Source organism: Desulfonatronum thiosulfatophilum (genome assembly GCF_900104215.1).
Classification (GTDB): Bacteria; Desulfobacterota; Desulfovibrionia; order Desulfovibrionales; family Desulfonatronaceae; genus Desulfonatronum; species Desulfonatronum thiosulfatophilum.
In genome coordinates, this window is the sequence record NZ_FMXO01000021.1 from 25612 (window position 1) to 48912 (window position 23301).

The 23301-nt window shown below is 57.9% G+C and carries 24 protein-coding genes; 3 read left to right on the forward strand and 21 right to left on the reverse strand.

What is annotated here, in order from left to right:
- The first annotated feature begins 98 nt into the window (after positions 1-98).
- Complete coding sequence (locus BLP93_RS15420; protein ID WP_092123629.1) at positions 99-1592, forward strand: sigma-54-dependent transcriptional regulator; 1494 nt, start codon at positions 99-101, stop codon at positions 1590-1592.
- A 19-nt stretch (positions 1593-1611) separates the two neighbouring features.
- Entirely contained in the window at positions 1612-2817 is a 1206-nt protein-coding gene (locus BLP93_RS15425) for a pyridoxal phosphate-dependent aminotransferase (RefSeq protein ID WP_244148787.1), read from the forward strand.
- Between the two features lie 153 nt (positions 2818-2970).
- On the opposite strand, the gene BLP93_RS15430 is transcribed toward BLP93_RS15425, so the two are convergent.
- The 20 genes from BLP93_RS15430 to BLP93_RS15525 form a co-directional block, all read right to left on the reverse strand.
- The gene (locus tag BLP93_RS15430) at positions 2971-4272 is read right to left on the reverse strand and encodes a nucleotide sugar dehydrogenase (RefSeq protein WP_092123631.1); all 1302 of its coding nucleotides are present in this window, start codon (positions 4270-4272) and stop codon (positions 2971-2973) included.
- A gap of 19 nt (positions 4273-4291) precedes the next feature.
- The gene (locus BLP93_RS15435) at positions 4292-5251 is read right to left on the reverse strand and encodes a chemotaxis protein (RefSeq protein ID WP_092123633.1); all 960 of its coding nucleotides are present in this window, start codon (positions 5249-5251) and stop codon (positions 4292-4294) included.
- A 40-nt stretch (positions 5252-5291) separates the two neighbouring features.
- Entirely contained in the window at positions 5292-6149 is an 858-nt protein-coding gene (gene ispH / locus BLP93_RS15440; RefSeq protein WP_092123635.1) for a 4-hydroxy-3-methylbut-2-enyl diphosphate reductase, read from the reverse strand.
- 167 nt (positions 6150-6316) lie between these two features.
- Positions 6317-7309 carry a tRNA dihydrouridine synthase gene (locus BLP93_RS15445; protein ID WP_092123637.1) on the reverse strand — a complete coding sequence of 331 codons (993 nt, stop codon included), beginning with the start codon at positions 7307-7309 and terminating at the stop codon, positions 6317-6319.
- Positions 7306-8157 carry a hypothetical protein gene (locus tag BLP93_RS15450; protein ID WP_092123639.1) on the reverse strand — a complete coding sequence of 284 codons (852 nt, stop codon included), beginning with the start codon at positions 8155-8157 and terminating at the stop codon, positions 7306-7308. Before BLP93_RS15450 ends, BLP93_RS15445 begins: the two co-directional genes overlap by 4 nt.
- Positions 8154-8576 carry a hypothetical protein gene (locus BLP93_RS15455; protein ID WP_092123641.1) on the reverse strand — a complete coding sequence of 141 codons (423 nt, stop codon included), beginning with the start codon at positions 8574-8576 and terminating at the stop codon, positions 8154-8156. The genes BLP93_RS15450 and BLP93_RS15455 overlap by 4 nt, the downstream gene beginning before the upstream one ends.
- 152 nt (positions 8577-8728) lie before the next feature.
- Positions 8729-9049, reverse strand: coding sequence for a hypothetical protein (locus BLP93_RS15460; protein ID WP_092123642.1), 321 nt, complete (start codon positions 9047-9049; stop codon positions 8729-8731).
- Entirely contained in the window at positions 9050-9730 is a 681-nt protein-coding gene (locus tag BLP93_RS15465; protein WP_092123644.1) for a flagellar basal body-associated FliL family protein, read from the reverse strand.
- A gap of 50 nt (positions 9731-9780) precedes the next feature.
- A complete protein-coding gene (locus BLP93_RS15470) occupies positions 9781-10161 on the reverse strand; it encodes a chemotaxis response regulator CheY (protein WP_092123646.1) in 381 nt (126 codons plus the stop codon).
- Positions 10148-10978 (reverse strand): FliA/WhiG family RNA polymerase sigma factor, encoded by an 831-nt coding sequence (locus tag BLP93_RS15475; protein ID WP_092123648.1) that lies wholly within the window; start codon positions 10976-10978, stop codon positions 10148-10150. Before BLP93_RS15475 ends, BLP93_RS15470 begins: the two co-directional genes overlap by 14 nt.
- Complete coding sequence (locus BLP93_RS15480) at positions 10932-11747, reverse strand: MinD/ParA family protein (protein WP_092123700.1); 816 nt, start codon at positions 11745-11747, stop codon at positions 10932-10934. Before BLP93_RS15480 ends, BLP93_RS15475 begins: the two co-directional genes overlap by 47 nt.
- Before the next feature lie 325 nt (positions 11748-12072).
- Positions 12073-13152, reverse strand: a complete 1080-nt coding sequence (locus BLP93_RS15485) for a flagellar biosynthesis protein FlhF (RefSeq protein ID WP_092123650.1) — start codon at positions 13150-13152, stop codon at positions 12073-12075.
- Positions 13142-15247 carry a flagellar biosynthesis protein FlhA gene (flhA, locus tag BLP93_RS15490; RefSeq protein WP_092123652.1) on the reverse strand — a complete coding sequence of 702 codons (2106 nt, stop codon included), beginning with the start codon at positions 15245-15247 and terminating at the stop codon, positions 13142-13144. The genes BLP93_RS15485 and flhA overlap by 11 nt, the downstream gene beginning before the upstream one ends.
- Before the next feature lie 92 nt (positions 15248-15339).
- Complete coding sequence (gene flhB / locus BLP93_RS15495) at positions 15340-16407, reverse strand: flagellar type III secretion system protein FlhB (RefSeq protein WP_092123654.1); 1068 nt, start codon at positions 16405-16407, stop codon at positions 15340-15342.
- Positions 16408-16436: 29 nt separating this feature from the next.
- Positions 16437-17216 carry a flagellar biosynthetic protein FliR gene (gene fliR / locus BLP93_RS15500; RefSeq protein ID WP_092123702.1) on the reverse strand — a complete coding sequence of 260 codons (780 nt, stop codon included), beginning with the start codon at positions 17214-17216 and terminating at the stop codon, positions 16437-16439.
- Positions 17217-17378: 162 nt separating this feature from the next.
- Entirely contained in the window at positions 17379-19379 is a 2001-nt protein-coding gene (locus BLP93_RS15505; protein WP_092123656.1) for a transglutaminase TgpA family protein, read from the reverse strand.
- Entirely contained in the window at positions 19379-20404 is a 1026-nt protein-coding gene (locus BLP93_RS15510; protein WP_092123658.1) for a DUF58 domain-containing protein, read from the reverse strand. The genes BLP93_RS15505 and BLP93_RS15510 overlap by 1 nt, the downstream gene beginning before the upstream one ends.
- Positions 20405-20499: 95 nt before the next feature.
- On the reverse strand, positions 20500-20892 hold the full coding sequence (gene rpsI, locus BLP93_RS15515; RefSeq protein WP_092123660.1) for a 30S ribosomal protein S9: 393 nt from the start codon (positions 20890-20892) through the stop codon (positions 20500-20502).
- Positions 20893-20904: 12 nt separating this feature from the next.
- Positions 20905-21333: a 50S ribosomal protein L13 gene (rplM, locus tag BLP93_RS15520; RefSeq protein ID WP_092123662.1), complete on the reverse strand. Its 429-nt coding sequence runs from the start codon at positions 21331-21333 to the stop codon at positions 20905-20907.
- Positions 21334-21632: 299 nt separating this feature from the next.
- Positions 21633-22211: a hypothetical protein gene (locus BLP93_RS15525; protein WP_092123664.1), complete on the reverse strand. Its 579-nt coding sequence runs from the start codon at positions 22209-22211 to the stop codon at positions 21633-21635.
- 183 nt (positions 22212-22394) lie between these two features.
- On the opposite strand from BLP93_RS15525, the gene BLP93_RS15530 reads away from it, so the two are divergent.
- Positions 22395-22841 carry an NfeD family protein gene (locus BLP93_RS15530; protein ID WP_092123666.1) on the forward strand — a complete coding sequence of 149 codons (447 nt, stop codon included), beginning with the start codon at positions 22395-22397 and terminating at the stop codon, positions 22839-22841.
- A 3-nt stretch (positions 22842-22844) separates the two neighbouring features.
- Here the strand turns inward: BLP93_RS15530 and BLP93_RS15535 are convergent, their stop codons facing one another.
- A complete protein-coding gene (locus BLP93_RS15535) occupies positions 22845-23273 on the reverse strand; it encodes a hypothetical protein (protein ID WP_092123668.1) in 429 nt (142 codons plus the stop codon).
- Positions 23274-23301: the final 28 nt, after the last annotated feature.

Consider the following 23301-nt stretch of genomic DNA (forward strand, 5'->3'; position numbering starts at 1 on the left):
TGACCCCTGACCCCTGACCCCTGACCCCTGACCCCTGACCTGAAACATCATCAACGAGAAATGATTGAAAAACAATCCTGTTCCAGCTAGATAAACTCATGCCTGTTCCGAGCATACTTTTCCTTGCCCCCACATCCGTGGTTACTCCCTTGTTTCAGCCCATTAAACGCGCCGGTCTGGACGTGGGCATGGCTGAGACCATTCCGGGGGCGCTGAAGTTCATCCAAAGGCAGCAGCCCATCCTGATCTTCTGCCGAGACCGGCTGACCGGCTTCCAGGCAGAGGATTTACTGAGCGCCATCCATCAGTCCAACATCCCCGCGCCGCCGGTGATCATCTTCACGGACAAGGGCTCGGCTGAAGATGCCAGGAAGTTCATGGAACTCGGCGCCCGCGACTACTGGCTCGAGCCGCTGCTCTGGGACAAGGTCCGTGCTCTGCTCACCGCCACAGCCGACCCCCAGCCCAAGGAGCCGCCAAGACAGCCCGTCGCTGATGTCGGGGAAGAGTCGGCAAAGAAGGCCATCATCGGTCGCCACCCCACCATGCAGCGGGCCCTGGCCCTGGCCGGTCAGGTGGCCCGTTCCAAGGCTACCATCTTGATTTCCGGTGAATCCGGAACAGGAAAAGAACTGTTTGCCCGCTTTCTGCACAATTCCAGCGACCGCTCCGCTCATCCGTTTATTGCCGTGAACTGTGCGGCCCTGCCGGAACATCTTCTGGAAAGCGAGCTGTTCGGCCATGAAAAAGGCGCTTTTACCGGAGCGATCACCCGCAAGCTTGGAAAGTTCGAGCTCGCACACGGGGGCACCCTGCTCCTGGATGAAATATCCGAAATGGATATGGGGCTGCAGGCCAAGCTGCTGCGCGTGCTCCAGGAAGGAGAGATCGACCGGGTCGGAGGCAGTGAGATAATTCCCGTGGACGTGCGGGTTCTGGCCACCACAAACCGCGATCTGGCCGCCTCGGTGCAGGCCAAGGAATTTCGACAGGATCTGTACTACCGCCTGAACGTCATTCCGCTGCGTCTGCCGCCCCTGCGCGAGCGCGGCGAGGATATCCAACTGCTGACGGACTTTTTCGTCTCCCGCTTTGCGCGAATGTATTCTCTGGGCGCCATCGTCGTCAGCCCGGAGGCAAGGCAATGGCTCAAGGACCATGATTGGCCGGGCAACGTGCGGGAACTGCAGAACCTGATGGAGCGGGCGACCTTGCTCTGTGGCGGATCACCCATTGAGCCCCGGCACTTTCTTTTGGACGAAAGCGGCGACTGGCAGGGCGAGGGGATGATAGCGACTGCATCTTCAACAGGACTGGAGCGTTTTCCCCATCAACCCGGGGAGGAGGATCAGCCCGACGAGACTGAAATCACACCTGGTGACTATTCGCATCAAGAAGCGACGACCTTGGACATATCCGACGACCAGCGCCCGATTTTGCCCCTGCATGAGGTGGAACGCCATTTGATCTTCAAGAGCCTGGACTACACCGCCGGCAATCGAACCAAGGCAGCCGTGCTTCTTGGGGTATCCGTGCGCACCTTGCGAAATAAACTTAACGAATACCGTCAAATGGGACTGGAAGTCCCTTGATCTGCATGGAGGCAGCACGATGTCAGAAACCGCAATGAACACGGCGAGCGCCCTTGCGCCGCAAATTCAAGCCTATCTGCAACGTTCGTCGTGGATTCGGAAAATGTTTGAAACCGGCGCCGAACTCAAAGCCCGGCACGGTGCGGACGCAGTCTGCGATTTCAGCCTGGGAAATCCAGATCTTTCGCCGCCGGATGCCGTGTACACGGCCCTGGAGGAGCTTGCCCGGCGGGATCAGCGATTCGGCTATATGCCCAACGCGGGCTATCCGGAAGCCCGGACAGCCCTGGCCGGATATCTTTCCGACGAGCAGGGAACGCCCGTTTCGGCAAACGACGTGATCCTGACCTGCGGCGCGGCGGGCGCCTTGAACAGCTTTTTCCGGGCCGTGCTGGAGCCCGGCGATGAAGTGCTTTGCCCGGCGCCGTACTTCGTGGAGTACGGCTTCTACGCCGAGAATCATGGCGGGGTATTGCATCCCGTTTCTACGAATCCCGACGACTTCAGCCTTGACATGAAGGCGATGGCCGATGCGATTAATCCCAAATCGCGGGTGCTGCTGATCAATTCCCCGAACAACCCGTCCGGCAGGATTTATACCAAGGAGGAGCTCCAGGCTCTTTCCGACCTCCTGGCGGCCAGAAGCCGTGAGTTCGGTCGGACCATCTACCTGCTCTCGGACGAACCCTACCGTTTTTTGACGTTTGACGACCATCAGACGCCGTCGCTGCTTCCCCTTTATCCTCACACCGTGGTGGTCAGCTCTTTTTCCAAGAGTCTGGCCCTGGCCGGAGAACGGATCGGCTTCGCCCTGGTCAACCCGGCCATGCCCGGCAAGGATGAGCTGCTGGCCGGAATGGTCTTGACCAATCGCATCCTGGGCTTTGTGAATGCTCCGGCTGTTGGCCAGCGCCTGATGCAGCACGCTCTGGGCGCGAAGGTGGACGTCCAGGAATATGCCCGAAGGCGCTCAGCCATGGCCGAGATTCTGGAAGGCGCGGGGATTTCCTTCTTCAAGCCCCAGGGTGCCTTCTATTTTTTTCCGAAAGCTCCCGGCGGGGACGACGTCGCCTTTGTTCAGGCTCTGCAGGAAGAGTTGATCCTGGCGGTCCCCGGAAGAGGCTTCGGCACCCCCGGTTACTTCCGGCTGGCTTTTTGCGTGGACGAAACCGTCATCCGCCGTGCCGGCGCGGGATTCAAGAAAGCGGCGGCCAAGTTTCGATAAGGTCTGAGGGCTGAGGGCAGGATACAGGAGTCAAAAATCAGATATTTGCGATCAGCGATGTCGTCGGACGTCGCTGAAGAGACATGCCGAGTGCGCAACGCGAACAGGCCCGAGAGATCGGGCCTGTTCGCGTTTGGGAGGGCTTGACGGTTCTTATGCGCGATGGATCTTGCCTGGGATGTCCTGGAAAAAACCCCGAGTGTCCAGTATGGGCGACTCCAGAGAAGTCGGGTCGATGTCCCGGTACTGGTCATGGGCCGTGCAGAGGATGATCAGGTCGTATGCGTCGTGAATGGAAGCGGAGGTGCGTCCGGCATAGCGGGAATATTCGCGGCTCGGTCTGATTTCCGGGACATAGGGGTCGTTGTAGAAGACGACGGCGCCCTTTTGCTCCAGCAAGGCCATGATCCGATACGTCGGAGATTCGCGGTCGTCGTCCACCCCTGCCTTGTAAGCCAGGCCGAGAAGCAGAATCCTGGAATTCTTGAGCGGCTTTCCATGATCATTGAGCACTTCCGCGGCTCGCTGAACCACGAAATAGGGCATGGAGGTGTTGATTTCGCCGGCCAGCTCGATGAAGCGCGTGGCCACATCGAATTCCCGGGCCTTCCAGGTCAGATAGAAAGGGTCGATGGGGATGCAGTGGCCGCCCAGGCCGGGACCCGGATAGAAGGGCATGAAGCCGAAGGGCTTGGTCGAGGCGGCACGGATGACCTCGAAAATGTCGATGTTCATTTTCATGAAGGCCACCTTCAACTCATTGACCAGGGCGATGTTCACGCTGCGGAAAATATTTTCCATCAGTTTCACGGCCTCGGCGGCATGGGTGGACGAGACCGGGATTACCTGGTCGATGACCTGTCCGTATAAAGCGAGGCCGGCATCCTGGCAGGCCGGGGTGCTGCCCCCGCAGATCTTGGGAATGGTGCGGGTGTGGAAGTCGGGATTGCCGGGATCCTCGCGTTCCGGAGAATAGACCAGAAAAACGTCCCGGCCGACGACCAGTTCGCCGCGTTCGATGCGCGGACGCAACTCTTCCTCGGTGGTTCCGGGATAGGTGGTGGATTCCAGAGACACGACCTGACCGGGCCGGAGATAGGGCAGGATGGCCTCCAGGGAAGAGATCACGTAGCTCAGGTCCGGCTCGCGGTGGCTGTCCAGGGGAGTGGGTACGCACAGGATCAGGGCGTCCGCCTCCCTGGCCCGCGAAAAATCCGTGCAGGCCTGCAACTTCCCGGACTGCACGTTCTGTTGGATGGGTTCGGCCGGAATATGCTTGATGTAGCTTTGCCCCGCCATCAGCATATCGGTCTTGCGCTGATCAACGTCCAGCCCCAGCACGGAATATCCCGCCTCAAGATACCGCAACGCCAGAGGCAAGCCGACATAGCCGAGCCCGATGATGCCGATGAGTGCATTCCGGGAGTTCAATTTTTCCAGAAGTTGAGTGAGCATGGTTCGTCCGTGGCTTCGGTTACATGGTGGTTCGACGGGCTTCGATCAAGGCGCGGGCCCGTCGCGTCAGTTGTGTTATCTCCGGCTTGGAGATTTGATCGTCAGCGCCGGCCGCCTCTCCCCTGTGCCGGAGCTTGTCGCTGATCAGCGAGGAAAAAAGGATCACCGGCAACTGGCCCAGATGTGGATCTTCCTTGATTTTTTTACACAGAGTCAAGCCGTCCATGGTGGGCATTTCGATATCGGCAATCACGATTTGCACATGATCCGTTAATGCATTGCCCTCGGTCTCGGCCTTGCGCCGAAGGGCCTGCAGTCGTTCCCAGAGTTCCTGGCCGTGAAATGTCGTTTCCACGGAAAACCCTGCCTTTTCCAGTAAATCCCGGAGCATGTTCCGAATCAGGGAGGAATCATCGGCGACCAAGGCCTTGAGGGCCTTGCCGCGGTGCTCCTCCAGATCCACGTCCATGCGCAGGGCCATACCCGGATCCAGATCCGCGACGATTTTTTCCATGTCCAGGACAAAAACGATCCGGCCCTCCAGATTGATCACTCCGGTGATGCAATCGGAACTGAAACTTGCCAGATACGGCCCCGGAGACTCGACCTCCTCCCAACTGATCCGGTGGATGCGGTTCACCCCCGACACCCGAAAGGCGGTAACAACACTGTTGAATTCCGTGACAATAACCTTGCCTTCCTCCTCCGGCTCAGCTTGGGCCTTGCCCAGCCAGACGCCCAAGTCCACCAGCGGGATGATGTGGGAGCGCAGGTTGAATGCACCAAGGACCGAGGGATTGGAAACCCGCGGCAGTTCAGTGATTCTGGGCATGCGAATGATTTCCAGAACCTTGGCCACGTTGACGGCGTAATGACCCTGGTAGGCGGACGATTGCCCCTGAAGCTGCTCATTCAGGGTGAACTCCACCACTTCCAGTTCGTTGGTTCCGACTTCCAGCAGAATGTTCGTCCGGCTCATGCATCCCTCTCTTATCAGGCTACGCAGCGTTGTGCGGCATTCATGCCGACAGATCCTTCAGGTGGTTGACTACGGCCTGGATGACCTCTCCCGGAGTGGATGCTCCAGCGGTGACACCGACCGATTCCAGTCCGCGAAAGTGTTCCATATTCAGCTCAGCAGCTGTTTCCACAAGATAGCATGGAATGCCGGCCTGTTCGGCCACCAGAGCCAGCCTGCGGGTGTTGCCGCTTTCGCGGCCGCCAACCACGACCATGGCCTGAACCTGTTCAGCGATGGCCCGGGCTTCGGATTGGCGGTTTCTCGTCGCGGCACAGATCGTGTCCAGGACAGGGATGTCCGGATCCAGTTCCCCACGCAGGGTTTGGGCCAACAAAGCATATCGCTGCCGGTCCTGAGTTGTTTGGGCCGCCAGGAAGCAGGGTCCGATGTTTTCCTCGAGCAGGGCTTCCACGTCTTTGTCCGATTCCACCACATAGGCGCCGTGATCGGCATAGCTTAAAAGCCCCCGGACCTCGGGATGGTCCCCCTCTCCCAGAAGAACCATGATCTTTCCCTGGGCTGCCTGGGCGGCAATGAGGAGCTGGGCTTTCTTCACTTTGGGGCACGTTGCGTCCACGAGCTGGATTCCCCGAGCCTTTAGTGCGAATTCGATAGCCCTGGGGATGCCGTGAGCCCGGATGACCACGGTCTGTCCCGGCTTAAGGACATCGGGGTCATCCACCCTGCGCACTCCGCGATCGGCATAGGCCTGGAGCACCTGCGGGTTGTGGATGATAGGACCGAGGGTATGGACCGCTGCCAAGGGGTCAGGCTTGAGGAGCAGGGAATCCAGCTTGCGCAGCGCCATGTCCACGCCCATGCAGAACCCGGCGGTTTCAGCCAGTATGATTTTCATGGGCAATAACCTTTGTCACTCTACTTTGCTTTCAAAAAGATATTCTCGGTTTAACTTGGCATTATTGTCAGGATCTCAATCGCAATCGAAATCGGTATCGGATTAGCCTGTGTTATTTGCCGACTCCGTTCTGACGTGTCAAAACGGTATTGCATTCCATTCTCCGATCAGACCTGCGAGTCCGGATTGAAGATTTCCTGATTTTCACAAAGCGATTCGAGCAGATCATCGAGCTGTTCCCAGGAATCAACCATGGTGAACCGGGAACGCAGCGCCTTGGCTCCGGGGAAGTGGCGCAGGTAGCGAGGGGCAATGGTGCGCATGGCCAGCAGGGCCCGTCGGTCGTCCAAATACTCTCGGGCCAGAGCCATATGCCGGCGCACTACAGTGATAGAATATTCCGCGGAAAAACAAAACGGGTCGCCGTCTGGGCTCAGTGCCAGGAATTTTCGAAAGATGGCCGGGTCCCATAAAGCTCCACGAGCGAACATCACGCCCCGGACACCGGTTTGGTCCAGACAGCGCCTTGCGTCTTCCGCGGTGAAGAGATCCCCGCTGGCAATGACCGGGATGGAAACGTGAGCGCGCAATCGGGCCAGGCTGTCCCAGTCGGCCTGACCGGAAAATCCCTGGGTGGCCCACCGGGGGTGCAGAGTCAGCCATGCCGCCCCAAGGTCCTCCAACCTGCGTCCCAATTCCAAGAAAACTTCCTCTCCAGGCCGCCAACCCAGGCGTAGTTTCACCCCGACCCGGCCCGGCCCGGCCCTGGCAACCATGCTCCGGACAATTTCCAGAAGAGTTTGCGGAGTGCGCAAAAGAGCCGCACCGCAACCGGTCTTGGTCACCTTGGGTACGGAACAGCCGCAGTTGAAATCAAAATACGAGACATCCCGTTCCAGAAGCAGATCCATGGCCTGCTCCAGCGTTCGGGGGTCCGGCCCGTAGAGTTGGACAACCAGAGGAGCATCCATTGCGCTGGTGACCAGGATCCGCTCGGTGCCAACATTCCCGAAGATCAGTCCCTTGGCGCTGACCATCTCGGTGCAGGCGACCCGGCATCCTTGCTCCCTGCAGAGCAGGCGAAAGGGAAGGTCCGAGAAACCGGCCAGGGGCGCCAGCCAGGGGCTCTCCGGGGCGATAGGAAGCGGCGGAATGCTCATACTTTCAAATGCAGCCGAAAGCGGTCGGGGTCGGAAGTCAGAAGCATGCGGTCCAGGATGCCGGAGCGTCCATCCACGGGCAGGGACTTGATGCCGAGAAACGGCAGTTTTGGTGTTGCCGCTGCGGGTACGCAGTCCTTGAGTCGTTCCATCGTCCAGGTCCGCGGCACGGCATCCTCCAGAAGCAGCAGCCAACCAGTTTTTTTGGGGCCATGAAAGTAATGGATTTCCATCCGCCCGAGACAGGGATGGGTGCAGCCGAATTGCGCCAAGGGATAGGTGAGTGCCGAATCCGCGGAATCCAGCAACAGGCCGGCCCCCTGCACGCGGTCAACCAACCAGGGCATGGGAAAAAATCGGCCCTTTCCTCGTGCCCGCAACTCGTTGTTGACTGGCCCCAAGGCCTCCTGCAGGTTGACGTACTCAAGTTCCAGTTCAGGGCGCTGTTCCCGCTGTTTTCGAAAAAAGGCAATTCGGGCACGTGAATCCCAGGATTCGGAAACGCAGGTGATCCATTGCGCCGCCAGGACTGTTTCCAGGCTTGTCTGCACAGACCAAAACCGCTGCAGGAGCGCGTAACCGCCGGGAAGGTTGCGGGGCAGGAGTTCCTGGAGAACGATTTCCGGAGAAAGCTGCTTGACCAGGAAGTACAGCCGTGCTCCGACATCCGGTCGGGAGGCCATGCTGGCCAGGAGTGAAATTCCCTGAAAATCCACCCATCCCAGTCCCTGCCCTTCCCAGCCGAGAAAATTTCCCGATACTTGATCATCGATACGATTTTGGCTCCTGAACCGCTCGGCCCGGGCCGATCCGGACGCGGTTGAAGCTCCAGGGCTCCAGAATCTCATGACGACCGCCCCTGCTCCAGGATCAACTCAACTTCCTCGGTGCTCAGCCCTGTGGACTGGGCCAGAGACGTGACCGAGCTGCCTTTACGATGGCCGGTGATGATGACCTGCCTTAAAAATTGGGGCGATCGAGAAAGGCCCTCAGCCTGTTGGAGCAGAGCGCGGACCTGCTTCTCGCGTTCGGCGAGCCGGCTGTCGAGCTGGAGAAGCTCGGTCTGGCGAGCAGAGAAGTTAGCCAGAATCTGCTGTTCAAGGTCCACGTTTTGATCGATTCGGGCCAGAAACTCGCGCTGGTTTTGCTGCAGTTTGGCCAGCAGTTGCTCGGATTTGCGCAACCGCAAAAAAAAGACGACCACGCCGGCCAGGAGAACGACCTCAAGCAGGCTCACGGCCAGGATTACCCAGTAGGATATATGCATTGAACGCCGGATACGGAAGGCTTTTTACAAAGGCTTTATGGTTGGGTTGGGAGCATGTTCGCAGTTGGCATTTTGCAACTCGCTAAACAGAACTGGCTTAGATTTCAACCACTTCGCTGTATTGCCTGGATGACTGGATGACTGGAGCAGGATCATACCTTGATATTCACGATCTGCCCGGACCAGGGATCGTTATTTTCCATGGGTTCCTGGTCGGATTGTTCTCGGCTTCGCTGATCGCGGGGATGCCGGTGGCCGCGGCCGGAACCATGCTCATCCTCGGGCCGGACCTGATGGCTTTCCTGCGTCTTGCGAAGTTCCGCAATCTTTTCCCGCTCCCGTTGCAGGGCCTCCTTCATCACTTGCGCTGTCAGGGCCTGCTGCATCGGCGGCCGATCCTGCTCGACCTGGATCAGTTTTCCGACCTTCGGAAGCAGGGAAAGCAAAACGGGGAGCTGAACCTGTTGCGACAATTACTGCACCAAGTAGTCCTCGATAAGGATACTCTTCAGGGGTTGACTCAGGTGCTGGTTCATGACCGACATCAAATCCGTTTTCAAGGCTTCGGCGGCATCGGCACGCTTCAGGGTCGGCAAAGGGCGGTTGTTCAGAAAGTAGTAGACCGCATCCCTGAGGATGATGTTTTTGCGCTGAATTTCCAGGGAGAGAGTGGGATCCTCAATGACCAGAACCATGCGCAGCGATAGAAAGAACACGCCGTCATCCTGGGCGAACGCCACCCAGAAAGGATCCAAGGGTTGAGTAAATTCCTCCACCACCGGCTTCGATACGGGAACTGGCGGCGCCTCGGGCAGGGATACGACTTCGGGGGCAGGAGGAGGCCGGGTGAACCAGAATGCAAGACCTGCCAGCAGGATGGCGACAAGTACTCCGACAATGAGCAGAAATCTTCGGGACGTTTGGGCCGGCGGTTCCGATTCCGGCTCTGAATCAGCTCCGGCTCGTTTTTTGTCCTGGGTCGGCTTGGGCGGGGGAGCTTCCTCGGGCAGATCATCCAGAAAAGGCGCGTCATCCAGATCCAGGGCGACCTTTTGGTTCGTCTCATTTGCAACCGGCTCATGGTCGAGGACCTGTTCATCCCGTTCCAGCGGGTTGACTTCAATGGGCAGGGACGGATTTGGAGGCTTGTTCATAGCCGGTGCTCCCCGCGCTGATCATGCCTCGCTCGATTCATTCCGACGAATCATCCAAAAATCTTGTCGATCTTCTGCCCAAGCGTTTCCGGCGTGAACGGCTTGACGATGTAGTTGGACACTTTCGCCTGGACGGCCTCGATGATGTTCTCCTGCAGGCCTTCCGCGGTGACCATCAAGAACGGCACGTCCGCATATTCTTCGCTGGCCCTGACCTTGCGCAGCAGCTCAATGCCGGTCATCTTCGGCATGTTCCAGTCGGAAATGACGAAGTCGATCCGGTCCTTGTTCAGCACTTCCCAGGCCGTGGTGCCGTCGTCCGCCTCGACAATGTTGGTGAACCCGAGTTGGCGCAAAATATTCTTGATGATCCGTCGCATCGTCGAAAAATCATCGACCACGAGAACGCGCATGTTTTTATCGTAACCCATCAGATTTTTCTCCTTTTTCCGGGTGGGTGTGATTGCCTGCCTGGTGCAGCCGGGCGAACTTGTCGCGCAGTTTGGCCAGAGCCTGAGAGTGCAGCTGCGAGACCCTGCCCTCGGTAATGCTCATCACCAAGGCGGTTTCACGCATATTCAATTCATCGGCATAATACAACGAGAGGACCATCTGCTCTCTGGGCGTCAATTCATCAATAAGATGCGCAAGCTTGTCAATCATTTCCTTGTGCAAAGCGTGAGCGAAGGGATCGTTCTTCGTGGTGCTCAAGGAACGCAGCAGACTGTCTTCCAGGCCGTCCAGGCTGATGCAGATCTGATTCTGAAGGGCTTCGAGTCCCTCCTGGATTTCCTTGCCGGAAAAACCTGTCATTTCTTGCAATTCGCCCATGCTCGGAGTTCGCCCCGATAACTGCTCGATTTTCCGTACGCTTTCCTCAAGCACGCGAACTCTTTGCCGCAAACCGCGGGTAAACCAGTCCAGACGCCGCAATTCGTCCAGCATGGCGCCCTTGATTCTGGTTTCGGCATAGGTATCGAACTTGATGCCCATCCCGGCATTGAATTTTTCCAGTGCCTCGATCAGCCCGAGACTGCCGGCGCTGAGCAGTTCCCCCAATTCAATGTGCTGGGGGAGCTTGGCTTTCATGCGCAGGGCAATGATCTTCACTTTCGGGGCATAATGCTCCGCAATGGCTCCGCGGGCAGCAGGACCGGCCGAGGCCCAGTCCGTCTGACCCGTCTCAAACCGATGCCAGTCATCAGTTGTTGAAGAGGAGCTTTTTCCAGAAGAATTTGATATTGCCATCGGTTTTGGCTGATTGGGGCCAGTTCAGGATGTTTTCGGCCACCTTTTGCACGCCCAGGGCCACGGCCGAGGAAGGAAAAAGACTGCAGAACGGCGTCTGGCGAGTCACGGCCTGCCTGACAACCGGGTCCTGGGGCAAAGAGCCGATCAAATCCAGAGAAACCCCGTCCAGAAACTTGTCGCAGGCGGCCGCAAGCCGTTCATACGTTTGCTTGGCCTGCTTGGGATTCGCGGCCAGATTCACGACGATTTTGAACTTGTGGACTCCATGCTTGTTGTGCAGCACCTTGATCGTTGCGTAGGCGTCGGTCAAGGCGGTGGGTTCCGGAGTCAGCACAAGGACACGCTCCTGCACGGCCAAATTGAAGTACATAACGTTGTCCCCGATGCCCGCCCCGGTGTCCACGATCAGAATATCCGTTTCCAGACCCAGAGGCTCCAGGGCTTCGATCAGTTCCAGCTTCTGTCCGGTAGTGAGCTTGAGCATTTCGGGCACGCCGGAGGATGCCGGTAAAATCCGGAAACCATACTCCGTCTTCACCAGGACATCATTGAGACTCTTTTCCTCGAAAATGAGATGAAAAAGATTGTACTGCGGAGCCAGGCCCAGGAGTATGTCCACATTGGCCAATCCAAGGTCCGCATCCATCAACAGGACTCTCTTTCCCATTTTTTGCAACGTGTAGGCCAGGTTCACCGAAAGATTCGTCTTGCCCACCCCGCCCTTGCCGGAAGTTATGGAGAGTACAAGTGGATTTTGCTCGTTCATGTACGTCATGATTTCCTCACGATTACGTGATATTCGCCATCAGTGCAAAAAAATATTGCGCCTGTTCCTGATTAGCAAGTGGTTCTTGGGGTTGATTGTATTGAACATGACTTGATCGGTCTTGCCCTTGTGACGGAAACACAGTGGTACGCATTCTGTCCGGAAACGTATTCGTTTCCCCCGCGTAACGTTTTTCTGCCCTTACCCTGCTCATTCTTTTTTTTCGATTTTTCCGCTTCGGGGATGTTATGGAGCGATTTCGATTTCGATTGCGATTTCGATTGCGATTGTGGGTTTGGGGACGTGGGCGATTGCATTTTGAATCTCAGGCGTTGGCTGTTTGGGACGGAAGACGGTGGGTGAAGATCAGTTTCCAGAGGTTCTGGTGATCCGCGGCGGCCAGACCGGTGCTCAGGGATGTGCCGTAGGAAAACGCGGAAACCGGCAGCCGGGTGCTGTAGCCGATATTGATCAGGGAACCGAAGACGTCGGACTCGTCAAGCTTGGTCCAGATCAGGCTGGCCAGGCACGGAATCTGGAATTTCCTGATGAAATTTCGCAGACTGGTACTGGAGTAGTGCGGACTGAGCACAAGGTGCGCCGCGCAGTTGCCCTGCAGGGGGATTTCCTTGTGCATCAGCCAGGCGTCGAGATGTTCGCCGGCCGGCAGCCCCGGCAGGTCCACAAAAACAGTCTCGTGCGCCGGGGATTCCCGGATCAGCTTTTGCCAATCCTCGGGATTGCGCAAGTCGATAAAGGGAAATTCACCCAGTTCCGCATAGTGCTGGAGCAGCATGCGTCCTTTTCCATGATGCTGATCCGCATTGGCCAGAACGATGCGCCTGCCGGGCTGTTCGCGGCGCAAATTCAGGGCCAGGCGCAGCAGGGACGAGGTCTTGCCGGAGCCGTTGGGACCGATAAAGGCATGTATACGTTCCGGCCAGTTGCGCGTTGTCCACGGTTTTACGGCCACGACGGTCCGGAGTTCTTCCAGGATGGATCTGTCCGGAGCGTTTTTCAAGGCGCGCCAGAGATGCATGGCCACCTCGGGCAGGATCTCTTCCCGTTCCAGGTATTCCAGGGCCTGGCGTTGCCTGGGAGAAAGCAGGTTGTAATCAGCCTGGGGCTTGAGCACGCTGAACAGGTGATCCTTGAGGCAGCTCCACTCCTGGTGCATCTGCTTCCAGCCCGGATAGGGGGTGGCGCTTTCCGGTTCCGGCTGGACCGCGACAGGAGCTCGGTTTCCGTTGGATGACGGCTCGAGGGCGGCCATGATTTCGCAGCAGGGTTTTCCATTTTCCGTGCTGGTATGGGTGCTCAGGATGACCGCATCAGGGCCCAGCTCGGCCCGGATCAGATTGAGAACCGTGCGCGTGTTAGGCCCGCGAAACGTCTTAACCTGCATGTCCCATCCTCACGGTTGCCGCGGACCGCAGATTGATGCCGGCGGGAATCTCGGCCTGGGAGATGATGGGCAGGGTGGGAATGAACCTGGTGATGAGCTGCGCCAGATGAGTACGCAAGCTCGGCGTGGTCAGGACCACGGGCTGGCCTTCCTCGACCATGGCTTTTTCCATGGACGACTGCAGTTTCTGAATGAGCTGCTGCCCGTGGGCCGGATCGATGTTCAGGTAGACGCCCTGTTCCGTCTTGCGCAGATTGTCCTGCAGCAAGCGCTCCCATTCCTGATCCAGAATAATCACCGAAAGGTTGTTTCCGCTTGCAAGGTAAGGTTTGACGATGGTCCGAGCCATCCGCCCCCGGACGTATTCCGTCAGGAGATCCGGATCCTTGATGCTTGGTCCGAAATCGGCCAGGGTTTCCACGATGGTCAGCATGTCGCGGATGGAAACCTGCTCCCGCACCAGATTCTGGAGAACCCGCTGCACCGTGCCCAGGGACATGATGCCGGGCACCAGTTCCTCCACGGCCTTGGGCGCGCGCTTGGCCAGGTTGTCCAGCAGGGATTGGACTTCCTGACGGCCAAGGAACTCGAATAGATTGCGGCGGAAAACCTCGGTGACGTGCGTTGCGATGACCGTGGAGGGATCGACCACGGTATAGCCGGCAAGCATGGCCTCGTCCTTCTGCTTTTCCGGAATCCACAATGCCGGCAGGTTGAACGCCGGTTCGCGGGTTTCCACGCCCTGGATGCGGTGCTTGGCGTCACCGGGATCCATGGCCAGGAAATGGTCGATCAGAATTTCCGCCGAAGCAACCTGATTGCCTTTGATCAGCACGACGTACTGCCCGGGCTTGAGCTGCAAATTGTCACGCAGGTGCAGAGAGGGAATGATCACCCCCATTTCCAGGGCGAACTGGCGGCGGATGGAGCGGATGCGGGCCAGGAGATTGCCGTTCTGGTCTTCGTCCACCAGGGGGATCAGGCCGTAGCCGACTTCCAGTTCCAGGGCGTCCAGGGGCAACAGGGCCTGAACCTCTTCGGGCGTGTCCAGGCTCGGCGCCTTGGGCTTGGCGGCCTGCTCGGCAAGCTCCTGGGCCTCGGTCAGCCCGTTGCCGGCATAACGCGATATTGCATAGAGCAAGGCGGCAAACAGAAGAAAGATGAAGGTGGGCATGCCCGGAACCAAGCCCAGGACCAGCAGGATGGCCGAAACCAGGCGAAGGGCCTTGGAGTGCAGGGTCAACTGGCCCAGAAATTCCTGGCCCATATCGGCTTCGGCCGCGGCCCGGCTGACGATGATGCCCGCGGAAGTGGAGATGATCAACGAGGGAATCTGGGCAACAAGGCCGTCGCCGATGGTCAGGATGGTAAAGGTGGCCGCGGCGTCGCCCCAGCCCATGCCGTGCTGGAAGACGCCGATGAACAGTCCGCCGACGATGTTGATGGCGGTGATGATCATGCCTGCGGTGACGTCCCCGGAAACGAACTTCGCCGCACCGTCCATGGCGCCGTAGAAGTCGGCTTCCTTACGAATTTTTTCCCGGGCCTTCTTGGCTTCGATTTCATCGATCAGACCGGCGTTGAGATCTGCTTCAATGGCCATCTGTTTCCCTGGCATGGCGTCCAGTGTGAAACGGGCTGCTACTTCGGCGATCCGGGTCGTACCCGTGGTGATGACCTTTTTGTTCAGAATGAAAATTACCAGAAAGATGATCACGCCGATGACGTAGTTTCCGCCCACGACGAACTGGCCGAAGGCTTCGATCACCTTGCCGGCGGCGCCGGGTCCCTGGTCGCCGTTTAGCAGGATCAGCCGGGTGGAGGCCACGTTCAAGGCCAGCCGCAACAGCGTGGTCACCAGGAGCAAAGACGGAAAGATGGAGAATTCCAGGGGAGAACGCATGTACATGGCCGACAGCAGGACCACGAAACCCAGGGAGATGCTCAAGGTGAACATGGCATCCAGGACGATCGTGGGCATCGGAATGAGCATCACGAAGAGGATGGTCACCACGCCGCCGGCCAGGAGGATGTTGCCGATACCGGAAAACCGGGAATAATCGATGTTGGTGAGGGGCGCCGCGAGTTGAGCCATGGTTTTGACGCTCTAATTCGTGATCAAGGGGTTGTGTTTGTGAAAATTCCCGCTTTGCGGCCATTTTCAGGCAGGGGTGATTCGAAATCAGATTATCTGCGCCGGAATTTTGGCAGCTGGGCAAGTATGGAAGCCACGGCCTGGAACAGTTCCTCCGGGATCATCTGTCCGACGTCAACGCTTTTATACAAGGCCTGTGCCAGCGGCTTGTTTTCCCGGATGGGGATATTGTTTTCCCTTGCAATATTCCGGATTTTCTCGGCCATGAAGTCCGCGCCCTTGGCCAGCACCACCGGGGACGGGGCTTCCAAAGCATTATAGCTCAGGGCGATGGCCAAGTGGGTGGGGTTGGTGATGACCACGTCCGCCTTGGGTACGCTTTCGAGCATCCGTTTTTGCATCACGGCCATCATTTTCTGGCGCTGTTTGTTCTTGATGGTCTGATCGCCTTCGGCCTGCTTGCGCTCGTCCTTGACGTCGTGCTTGGTCATTTTCAGGTTTTCTTCATAATCCCAACGTGTGTAGGCCAAATCTGCAATGCCGATGATCAGCATCGGGACCAGGGCGTACATGACCATCTTGGCTCCGGTCAGGAGCATGTACGTAGCCACTGTCAGGGCGTCTTGGTAAAATAAGGGGATGAAGTTGGGAGCTTCCTGCCTGAGTACAAGATACGGCGCATAGCCCACGGCAATGGCCATGAACAGGCTGCGCAGCAGGCGGACGGCGGTCTGTGTGCTGAAAAAAAGGCGCTGAATCCCAGCGACAACATTAAGCTTTTTCCAAAAATTGGAAAGTTCGAAAACCTTCAGCGTCCAGAGATGTCCCACCTGCAGACGTACGGTCAGAAACGCCACCAAGGCGCAAGTGAACATCACGGGCAGGACCATCACCGCGATCTTCCAGGAAATGGTCTGGAACAGCAGATAGATGGTTTCCGGGGTGAACTCCGTGTGCAGATTTTCGCTGAAGGTCCAGATGAACAGCGTCTGCATGTGGGCGACCATGAACTTGACCATGAAGAACAGGGCCAGGAAACCGCCCAGCAGGACCGTGACCTTGGGCAATTCCTGGCTGCGCGGAACATTGCCCTTTTCTCGAGCCTTGTCGCGATGTTTCGGGGTGGCTTGTTCGGTTTTACTCGGATCGCTCTGGGGCATGGCCTACTCCGTGCGGCATGGCAATAATGCTAGCGTCCGCTGAGCATCACGCCCTGGAACATGGAACCGAGCAGGAGGATGAATTCCTGGACATACAACCCCATGATCGTGAACATCGTGCCCAAGAACAGAAAGCCCACCGCAATCTTCAAGGGAAAACCGACAAAAATGACGTTCATCTGCGGTGCGGCCTTGGCGACCAGGGCCAGAGCCAGGTCAACCAGAAACAGGGCGACCATCACCGGGCTGGCAATCTTGATGGCCAGGACAAAAATTTGACTGGAGTAATGGATCATCTGTTCCGAAAGAGCGGGAGTGAGCAGCAGGCCGCCGGGAGGAACCAGGCTGAAGCTGTGGGTCAAGGCGTTCAGGAGGTGCAGGTGGCCGTTGAGGCTCAGAAAGACAAGCAGGGAGGTCATGTACAGAAAGTGCGCGGTGACAGCCATGCTCACCCCGCTGCTGGGATCCACGACGCTGACCATGGCAAAACCCATCTGAAAGCCGATCAACTGGCCGCCGGTCTGGATGGCCGCGAAAAGCACCCGCACAATCAGTCCCAACGCCAGCCCGAGAAGAAGTTCGCCGAGGATCATCAGGGCGATCATGAAGGGATGTGCCGGAAAATAGTCCGCGGAGAAGGATAGGTGCGGCCACAAACCAAGAGTCAGGACCAGGCACAGAGCCGCCTTGGCCGGCACCGGAATGTTTTCGCCCCCGAAAAACGGCAGCATGAATACGATGAGGCTGATCCGGAAGAGGGTCAGGAAAAAACTGAGAAAGATTTGCGGATCAAAAGAAAACAGGTCCATGGTCCGAAGCAAAAGCAAGTTTTGGACCAAGGAGCATCCGCGGCCGAATCGTCCGGAGCGTAATCAGTGGCGCCCTAAGTCGACGCAGAAGTTTGCGAGGTTGCAAAACAAGGCAAGACAACCACGGGTTTTATTCGTCACGTCGCTGAGAGCATGGAACGATCAACTGCCCCGCGGACGGAACCGGCGGACCATACTGGCGAAATCGGCCAGTTCCCTAGCCTCGGCGGCCGAGCCATACCGCAGCCGGATGTAGGCATTGCTCAGGGAGTGGATCGAACTGGCCAGGTCCGGACGGAGTCGGGCTGCACGACGAGCGAAGTCAAGGGGGCCCTCCTGGGGCTTACGGCTGATGCCGACTCGGGCCAGTCGCTTGCAGAACAAGGCATAGGACCGGTCCGGAAGATCTCTGAATGGCTGGCCGCGCAGCAAAATGATTCCGTACACCATGGCCGCGACGACAAAGCACAAGGCGAGAGCAAGGATCGGATATCCATACCGCTCGAAACGTGTTGTTCCGCTGAGGCCAAGACGTTCCAGGAACCGGCGTTGCCGTTCAAAGCCGAAATCCAGCACCCACTGGTTCCAGAATGTGTTGGCCGCATCCCATCCCTGACTCAAACCGCGCCAGGCGCTGATCATCCAGCGTACTTCACGGGTGGAGAAAATGCCGGGCACATCGATGTTCGGCACCAGAGCCTCGGCACCGATATCTATGCGGTCAGGGGCAAGCACGCTGGTGGGATCAACCCGGACCCACCCTGCGTCATCGAGCCAGACTTCGCTCCAGGCGTGGGCATGATACTGGCGGACAACGTGGTAGTTGCCGAGAGGATTGTAGTCCGCACCCTGGTATCCGATGACCACCCGAGCCGGCACACCCGCCGCACGCATCAGAAACGTGAAGGCTGATGCGTAATGTTCACAGTAACCGCTGCGGGTGCGGAACAGAAATTCATCCACGGCTTCTTCTCCCAGCAGGGGAGGATGCAGAGTGTAGACAAAGAAGTTCGATTGAAAATGGTCAAGAGCCCGTTGCGCGATCTCCTGATTGCTTCCGGTCTCTTCAGACCAGTTCCGGGCCATGACCCTGGCGCGAGGGTTGCCAGCCGAGGGCAGAACCAGGGCGCGCTGCAACTCGTCCAGAGAGGGATCCGCGGCCCTGTAATCCAAAGCTGAAAACAATCTGTACTGGGCACGCTGTCGGAGTTCCTCCAGGGCCTGGAGCCTGAAATCCGGAGCCGCTTCCGCATTGGAAGGAACTTGCGTCGGCATTTCCAGGGCCGGCAACCAGCGATGCCCGTGCGCCTCCATGGTCAGCACATACTGAATCGGTTCCAGGATCGGGACGAGGCTCCAGGCCTTGGCCTCCTGTTCCGGCGACCCGGATCCGGCCCGCCAGGTCCGGCCGTCTGTTTCCCAGAGCACCAAAACCCGCCAATACATGCGGCCGACATCGGGAGCAGAATCTTCAAAAGCAACCCGAAAGACCACTTCCGACGATTGGAGCAGCTCATTGATGTCGCCGGGGCTCATGGTGTCGCTCAGTCCTGTGAGCCCGGTTTCCTGCCGATCGAACAAGCTCCACAACGAGCCGGACATGCGGGGAAAGAGCAGGAACAGGATCAGCATCACCGGCAGTGCCTGGGCAGTCATGACCGTGGCCCGGCGAAGCCGGAACATCAGGCTGGCCCGACTGGCGGGATGGGCCGTTCCGATCCAGGAGGCCGTGATCAGAAGAAATACCGGGATCATGTAAGCGGCGGCAAGCAGACTTCGACTGTGCAGGAACTGCAACAGGATCAGCATGTAGGCCATGAAGAGGATCAACAGGTAATCCCGCCGGCTGCCGGCCTCGAAGGGCTTGAGACCCATCAACAAGAGCAGCAGGGACGTCCCCGGCTCAGGGCCCAGCAAACGACCGTAGGAAGCGTAAACCCCGGCGATGCAGCCCAGGGTCAGAGCGAGACGGATCATCCTGGACGGCAGGAGCTTGGGACGAACCACTGCATACAACCGCAGGGTCCAAAAAACCACGCAAGCCAATCCGATCCATGCGGGCAGCCGAAAAAAATGCGGCAGGGCAGCCAGGAAAGCGGGCAAAAGAATCCAGCACCACGGACCAAAGGGGCTTTGCAGGACGGAGTCCAGGATACGGCGCATTAAAAAGGCTCGCTGGTTTTGCGTCCGTAAAGCGCCAAGGCCTGCAGGCAGGCATGCATCTGGGCAGGACCGAGACCCGGCGGGACATGACGGCCGGGCATCCGAAGACTGTAGGAGCGGCCCGCTTTTTCCGCATCCAGGACCCCGCGGCAAAGCTGCGACAATTTGGCTTCGGTTTCCTCCCCGGCCAAAGCGTCCCAGTCCAGCAGGATCACATCGCCTTCCACCTCGCCGATGAAATCCTTGGAAACCAAACCTGCGCCTCTGGCCACGGCCTTCCAGGCGATTCGCCGCACGTGATCGCCATCCCGGTACCCGCGCAAGCCGTCATATTCGTCACCATCCCGGTCTGTTCGCGTCTGGGCCGATTGCCCCAACGCGTCGGAGCTCGCCAAGGGAGCAGCCCGCGAGGCCGGAGCAGGATAGACCACGCAGTTCAAGGGCAGCAGGACCCAGGACCAGGCCCGGTACAAGCCCAAAGGAAAGACGGTGCTGACAACAATTCGGGCCGGCCGCAGCAAACCTCGCGTTTCCGCGAGCAACGTCGGATTGTAGACCATCTCCTGCCGGGCATCGATATCCCGGCACAGAGCGTGCTCCTGGGACCACGCGTCAATATTTCCGGATTCAGCATCTGTTCGGCACCAACCGACCCGAATCGCATGTCGGGGGATGCTGGTCGGATTGACAATGATGATGGGGAAGACGGCCTGGAAGCCCGCGAAAACAGGCAAAGCCCGACCATAACTGACCAGCAGGCCGGAAAGACCGCGATGGGTATGAAAAATGCCTACAAGAGCAATGCCCGCCAGCAAAAAAGTCAGCAGATATCCCGGGGGGTTGTTATAGTTGATGGAGATGAGCAGCATGACCCCGAGCAGCATGAAAAAACCAAGGCCGGTTTTTGTGGGTAGGATATAGATCCGATTATGACCCAGCTGGATGGGCCCCCGAGTGTCTCTTCGTGATCGGGAATTGGAACGGAAGCTGTAGTGCAGACGTTTCCAGAGCGAGAACAGATACATGAGGATTCAATACTGAAGAGGACCTGGAACGGCAATAAAAAAGGCAGGCCTCCCTGAGGAGGCCTGCCTGCAGATGCTGCGTAAAGAAGTGAAAATTAGCGTTTTGAGTACTGAAAGCGGGCGCGGGCCGAACGCAGACCGTACTTTTTGCGTTCCTTGATCCGGGCGTCGCGCGTAAGAAAACCGGCGCGCTTCAGGGTCGGACGCAGTTCGGCGTCATAGGAAAGCAGCGCACGGGAAATGCCGTGACGCAGCGCCTCAGCCTGACCGGCCACGCCACCGCCGTCAATGGTGGCCTTGATGTCGAATTTGCCCAGAGTCTTGGTCAGGTTCAGGGGTTGGCGCACGATCATCTGCAGAGTGGCCCGAGGAAAATATTCGTCGAAAGGACGATTGTTCACCAGGATCTGACCGCTGCCCGGGTATATCCTGGTTCTGGCCACGGCGGACTTGCGTCGTCCGGTTCCATAGAAAAAATCACTGCTCATGCCTGACCTCTCTTAGACATCCAAAGTTTTAGGCTGCTGGGCCGAATGCGGATGCTCGGCGCCGGTATAGACCTTCAATTTCTTCAACAAGGCGCGCCCCAGACGATTCTTGGGAAGCATGCCTTTGACAGCGTGTTCCAGGACGTACTCGGGTTTGGTCTGGAGCATGGTCCGCAGGTTGGTCTGCTTCAGCCCACCCATATAGCCGGAGTGGCGATTGTACATCTTCTGGTCCAGCTTGTTTCCCGTAGTCTTTACCTTTTCGGCGTTGACCACCACGATGAAATCGCCGTTGTCCATGTGCGGAACAAATTCAGGCTTATGTTTTCCACGCAATCGATCGGCAATCGTTGATGCCAGCCGGCCGAGAACCTTGTCGTCGGCATCAATCACAAACCATTCGCGATTAAGTTCCGCCGCGGTGGGTGAATATGTTTTCATGCTCCGTCTCCTCGTTCAAAACTGAAAGAGGTGGTCTATACTCGGTGCAGGCAAAAGATGTCAAGCATGTTTCCCAGAGCAGATTTGTTCTCGCACTACGGGCGCTCTGAATCGGTATCGAAATCGAAATCGTGATCGTAATCGATTCCTGGTAACTTTCCGATTTCGATAGCGATTTCGATTTCGATGATTGATGGCCCACCCTGGAGGCTCCCTTTGAACATACTGCAATCTACCACTCTAAAATTATGGATATTTTGCAGAGAACAAAAAGGCTGGCATGTTTCCAAAACGCAGCATCAAATTTGGTTCGGACTCACCGGCACAGCGCTGATCCGTTCCTCATACACGGACATCAGGAACATCACGGCAATGGGGGTCGTGAACAGCGCGCCGATGGCGAAGGAGCCGCCGATGGCCTGAATGGCCCAGAAAATAAGAACCACCACGAGATGTTCCCCGATGTTGTTCTTGAACGACATGCGCATGCTTTCCATGAGAGCGTCGATCAACCCCAGCCCCCTGTCCGTCATCAGGGGCGGCATGTAGACCGCTCCCACGGCAAGACCGACAATAACGGCGAGGCCGGGGAGGACCAGAAGCGCCAACCCCAGACTCACGGCCAGGACGGCCAGCACGGTAAAAGCCAGCAGGGGCAGAAAAAGTCCCATGAACGAAAACAGGTCGCCGATCTTCGGCTCCCGCCCTACCCGGATCACCAGCAGCACGGCATGCATGTAGCCGGCCATCATCACCGGAGCGAGAATGCCCAGGGTCAGGAATGAAGCCAGAAACATGACCAAAGTCATCAGGACCAGGGGCACAATGAATCGAAGCGTCATTTCCCAGGCCAGCACCAGATGTTTCTTGAAATCCATTGAGTTCTCCCGATGTCGAGGCGTACATTACGGCAATGACGACAGTGCGTCTTTCTTTCAATTCATGGTCATTTGCAGTAGGCAGAAGGCAGATACGAACATTCTCATCGCAAATCAGATCCGGCCAATCCGCAGCCTGCCTGACCTGAACCTGACGACACGACGAAACTTCTCCGAAACCAGATGGCCAACAATTTGAGCAAACAAAACCAGCCCACCTGGGACAGAACCACGGTGCTTCGCTACGCCCTGATGCAGATCCCCGGAGTGGCGCTGGTCGGCGCAGGGCTCTGGTTTCTGCACAGTGTACTGGGACTTTCCGAAAGGTCCGCCTGGATGCTCATGTTGCTCTGGCTTGCCAAGGACACATTGATGTTCTTTTTCGTCTGGCCGGCCTACCAGGCAAATGTCGGTGACGGATGGTACTCCCTGGTCGGCCTGCGAGGCGAGGTGCGCGGCGAAATGCACCCCGAGGGGTACATCCGCATTGGCGGCGTGCTCTGGAAAGCCAAGGCCGATCCGAAGACCTGTCCGATCCCGCCTGGAACCGTGATCGAAGTCGTTGGCAGGGAGGGCATCAAGCTGATCGTGCGCCCCCTGCCTCCCCCGAATCCTGAGCAAGACATCTAGATCCTATTTCAGAATCCCGCACCACTCGGCATCTTGCGCGTTCTCAAAGGCAAGAACCCGGTCCTCACGCAGAAAATAGCAGTAGGTGACCGGCAGATAGGCCTGACGCTCCTCGCTTTTCAGGGAAAAACGAACCCGCCCGACATATCCGGGAACATTTTCCGCATTCATCGGAAGCAGTCCGACAGAGGGCGGACTGACCACGACATTGCGCAGAACCATGTCGCCCGGATACGTCTCGAAGACATGAGCCATGACCACGTCCTGGAACCGCACGGGAAACGGCCCGCATTCCACGTCCTGCAATGCTTCGGATCCGGTTGCGGAACGCTGCTGCCCCGGGGCGCAGGCCATGATCATGGCGGACAGGAACACGATGCCGACCAGGATGACACGAAATGGAATCCGGTATGGAATCAAGGAGTGAAACATGGAGACCTCATGGGGATGCGGGTTGAGG

What these genes read in the sequence shown, in the direction of transcription:
- BLP93_RS15420 (WP_092123629.1), top strand. Translation starts at nt 99, where the DNA reads ATGCCTGTTCCGAGCATACTTTTCCTTGCCCCCACATCCGTGGTTACT.
- BLP93_RS15425 (WP_244148787.1), top strand. Translation starts at nt 1,612, where the DNA reads ATGTCAGAAACCGCAATGAACACGGCGAGCGCCCTTGCGCCGCAAATT.
- BLP93_RS15430 (WP_092123631.1), bottom strand. Translation starts at nt 4,272, where the DNA reads ATGCTCACTCAACTTCTGGAAAAATTGAACTCCCGGAATGCACTCATC.
- BLP93_RS15435 (WP_092123633.1), bottom strand. Translation starts at nt 5,251, where the DNA reads ATGAGCCGGACGAACATTCTGCTGGAAGTCGGAACCAACGAACTGGAA.
- ispH (WP_092123635.1), bottom strand. Translation starts at nt 6,149, where the DNA reads ATGAAAATCATACTGGCTGAAACCGCCGGGTTCTGCATGGGCGTGGAC.
- BLP93_RS15445 (WP_092123637.1), bottom strand. Translation starts at nt 7,309, where the DNA reads ATGAGCATTCCGCCGCTTCCTATCGCCCCGGAGAGCCCCTGGCTGGCG.
- BLP93_RS15450 (WP_092123639.1), bottom strand. Translation starts at nt 8,157, where the DNA reads ATGAGATTCTGGAGCCCTGGAGCTTCAACCGCGTCCGGATCGGCCCGG.
- BLP93_RS15455 (WP_092123641.1), bottom strand. Translation starts at nt 8,576, where the DNA reads ATGCATATATCCTACTGGGTAATCCTGGCCGTGAGCCTGCTTGAGGTC.
- BLP93_RS15465 (WP_092123644.1), bottom strand. Translation starts at nt 9,730, where the DNA reads ATGAACAAGCCTCCAAATCCGTCCCTGCCCATTGAAGTCAACCCGCTG.
- BLP93_RS15470 (WP_092123646.1), bottom strand. Translation starts at nt 10,161, where the DNA reads ATGGGTTACGATAAAAACATGCGCGTTCTCGTGGTCGATGATTTTTCG.
- BLP93_RS15475 (WP_092123648.1), bottom strand. Translation starts at nt 10,978, where the DNA reads ATGGCAATATCAAATTCTTCTGGAAAAAGCTCCTCTTCAACAACTGAT.
- BLP93_RS15480 (WP_092123700.1), bottom strand. Translation starts at nt 11,747, where the DNA reads ATGAACGAGCAAAATCCACTTGTACTCTCCATAACTTCCGGCAAGGGC.
- BLP93_RS15485 (WP_092123650.1), bottom strand. Translation starts at nt 13,152, where the DNA reads ATGCAGGTTAAGACGTTTCGCGGGCCTAACACGCGCACGGTTCTCAAT.
- flhA (WP_092123652.1), bottom strand. Translation starts at nt 15,247, where the DNA reads ATGGCTCAACTCGCGGCGCCCCTCACCAACATCGATTATTCCCGGTTT.
- flhB (WP_092123654.1), bottom strand. Translation starts at nt 16,407, where the DNA reads ATGCCCCAGAGCGATCCGAGTAAAACCGAACAAGCCACCCCGAAACAT.
- fliR (WP_092123702.1), bottom strand. Translation starts at nt 17,216, where the DNA reads ATGGACCTGTTTTCTTTTGATCCGCAAATCTTTCTCAGTTTTTTCCTG.
- BLP93_RS15505 (WP_092123656.1), bottom strand. Translation starts at nt 19,379, where the DNA reads ATGCGCCGTATCCTGGACTCCGTCCTGCAAAGCCCCTTTGGTCCGTGG.
- BLP93_RS15510 (WP_092123658.1), bottom strand. Translation starts at nt 20,404, where the DNA reads ATGTATCTGTTCTCGCTCTGGAAACGTCTGCACTACAGCTTCCGTTCC.
- rpsI (WP_092123660.1), bottom strand. Translation starts at nt 20,892, where the DNA reads ATGAGCAGTGATTTTTTCTATGGAACCGGACGACGCAAGTCCGCCGTG.
- rplM (WP_092123662.1), bottom strand. Translation starts at nt 21,333, where the DNA reads ATGAAAACATATTCACCCACCGCGGCGGAACTTAATCGCGAATGGTTT.
- BLP93_RS15525 (WP_092123664.1), bottom strand. Translation starts at nt 22,211, where the DNA reads ATGGATTTCAAGAAACATCTGGTGCTGGCCTGGGAAATGACGCTTCGA.
- BLP93_RS15530 (WP_092123666.1), top strand. Translation starts at nt 22,395, where the DNA reads ATGGCCAACAATTTGAGCAAACAAAACCAGCCCACCTGGGACAGAACC.
- BLP93_RS15535 (WP_092123668.1), bottom strand. Translation starts at nt 23,273, where the DNA reads ATGTTTCACTCCTTGATTCCATACCGGATTCCATTTCGTGTCATCCTG.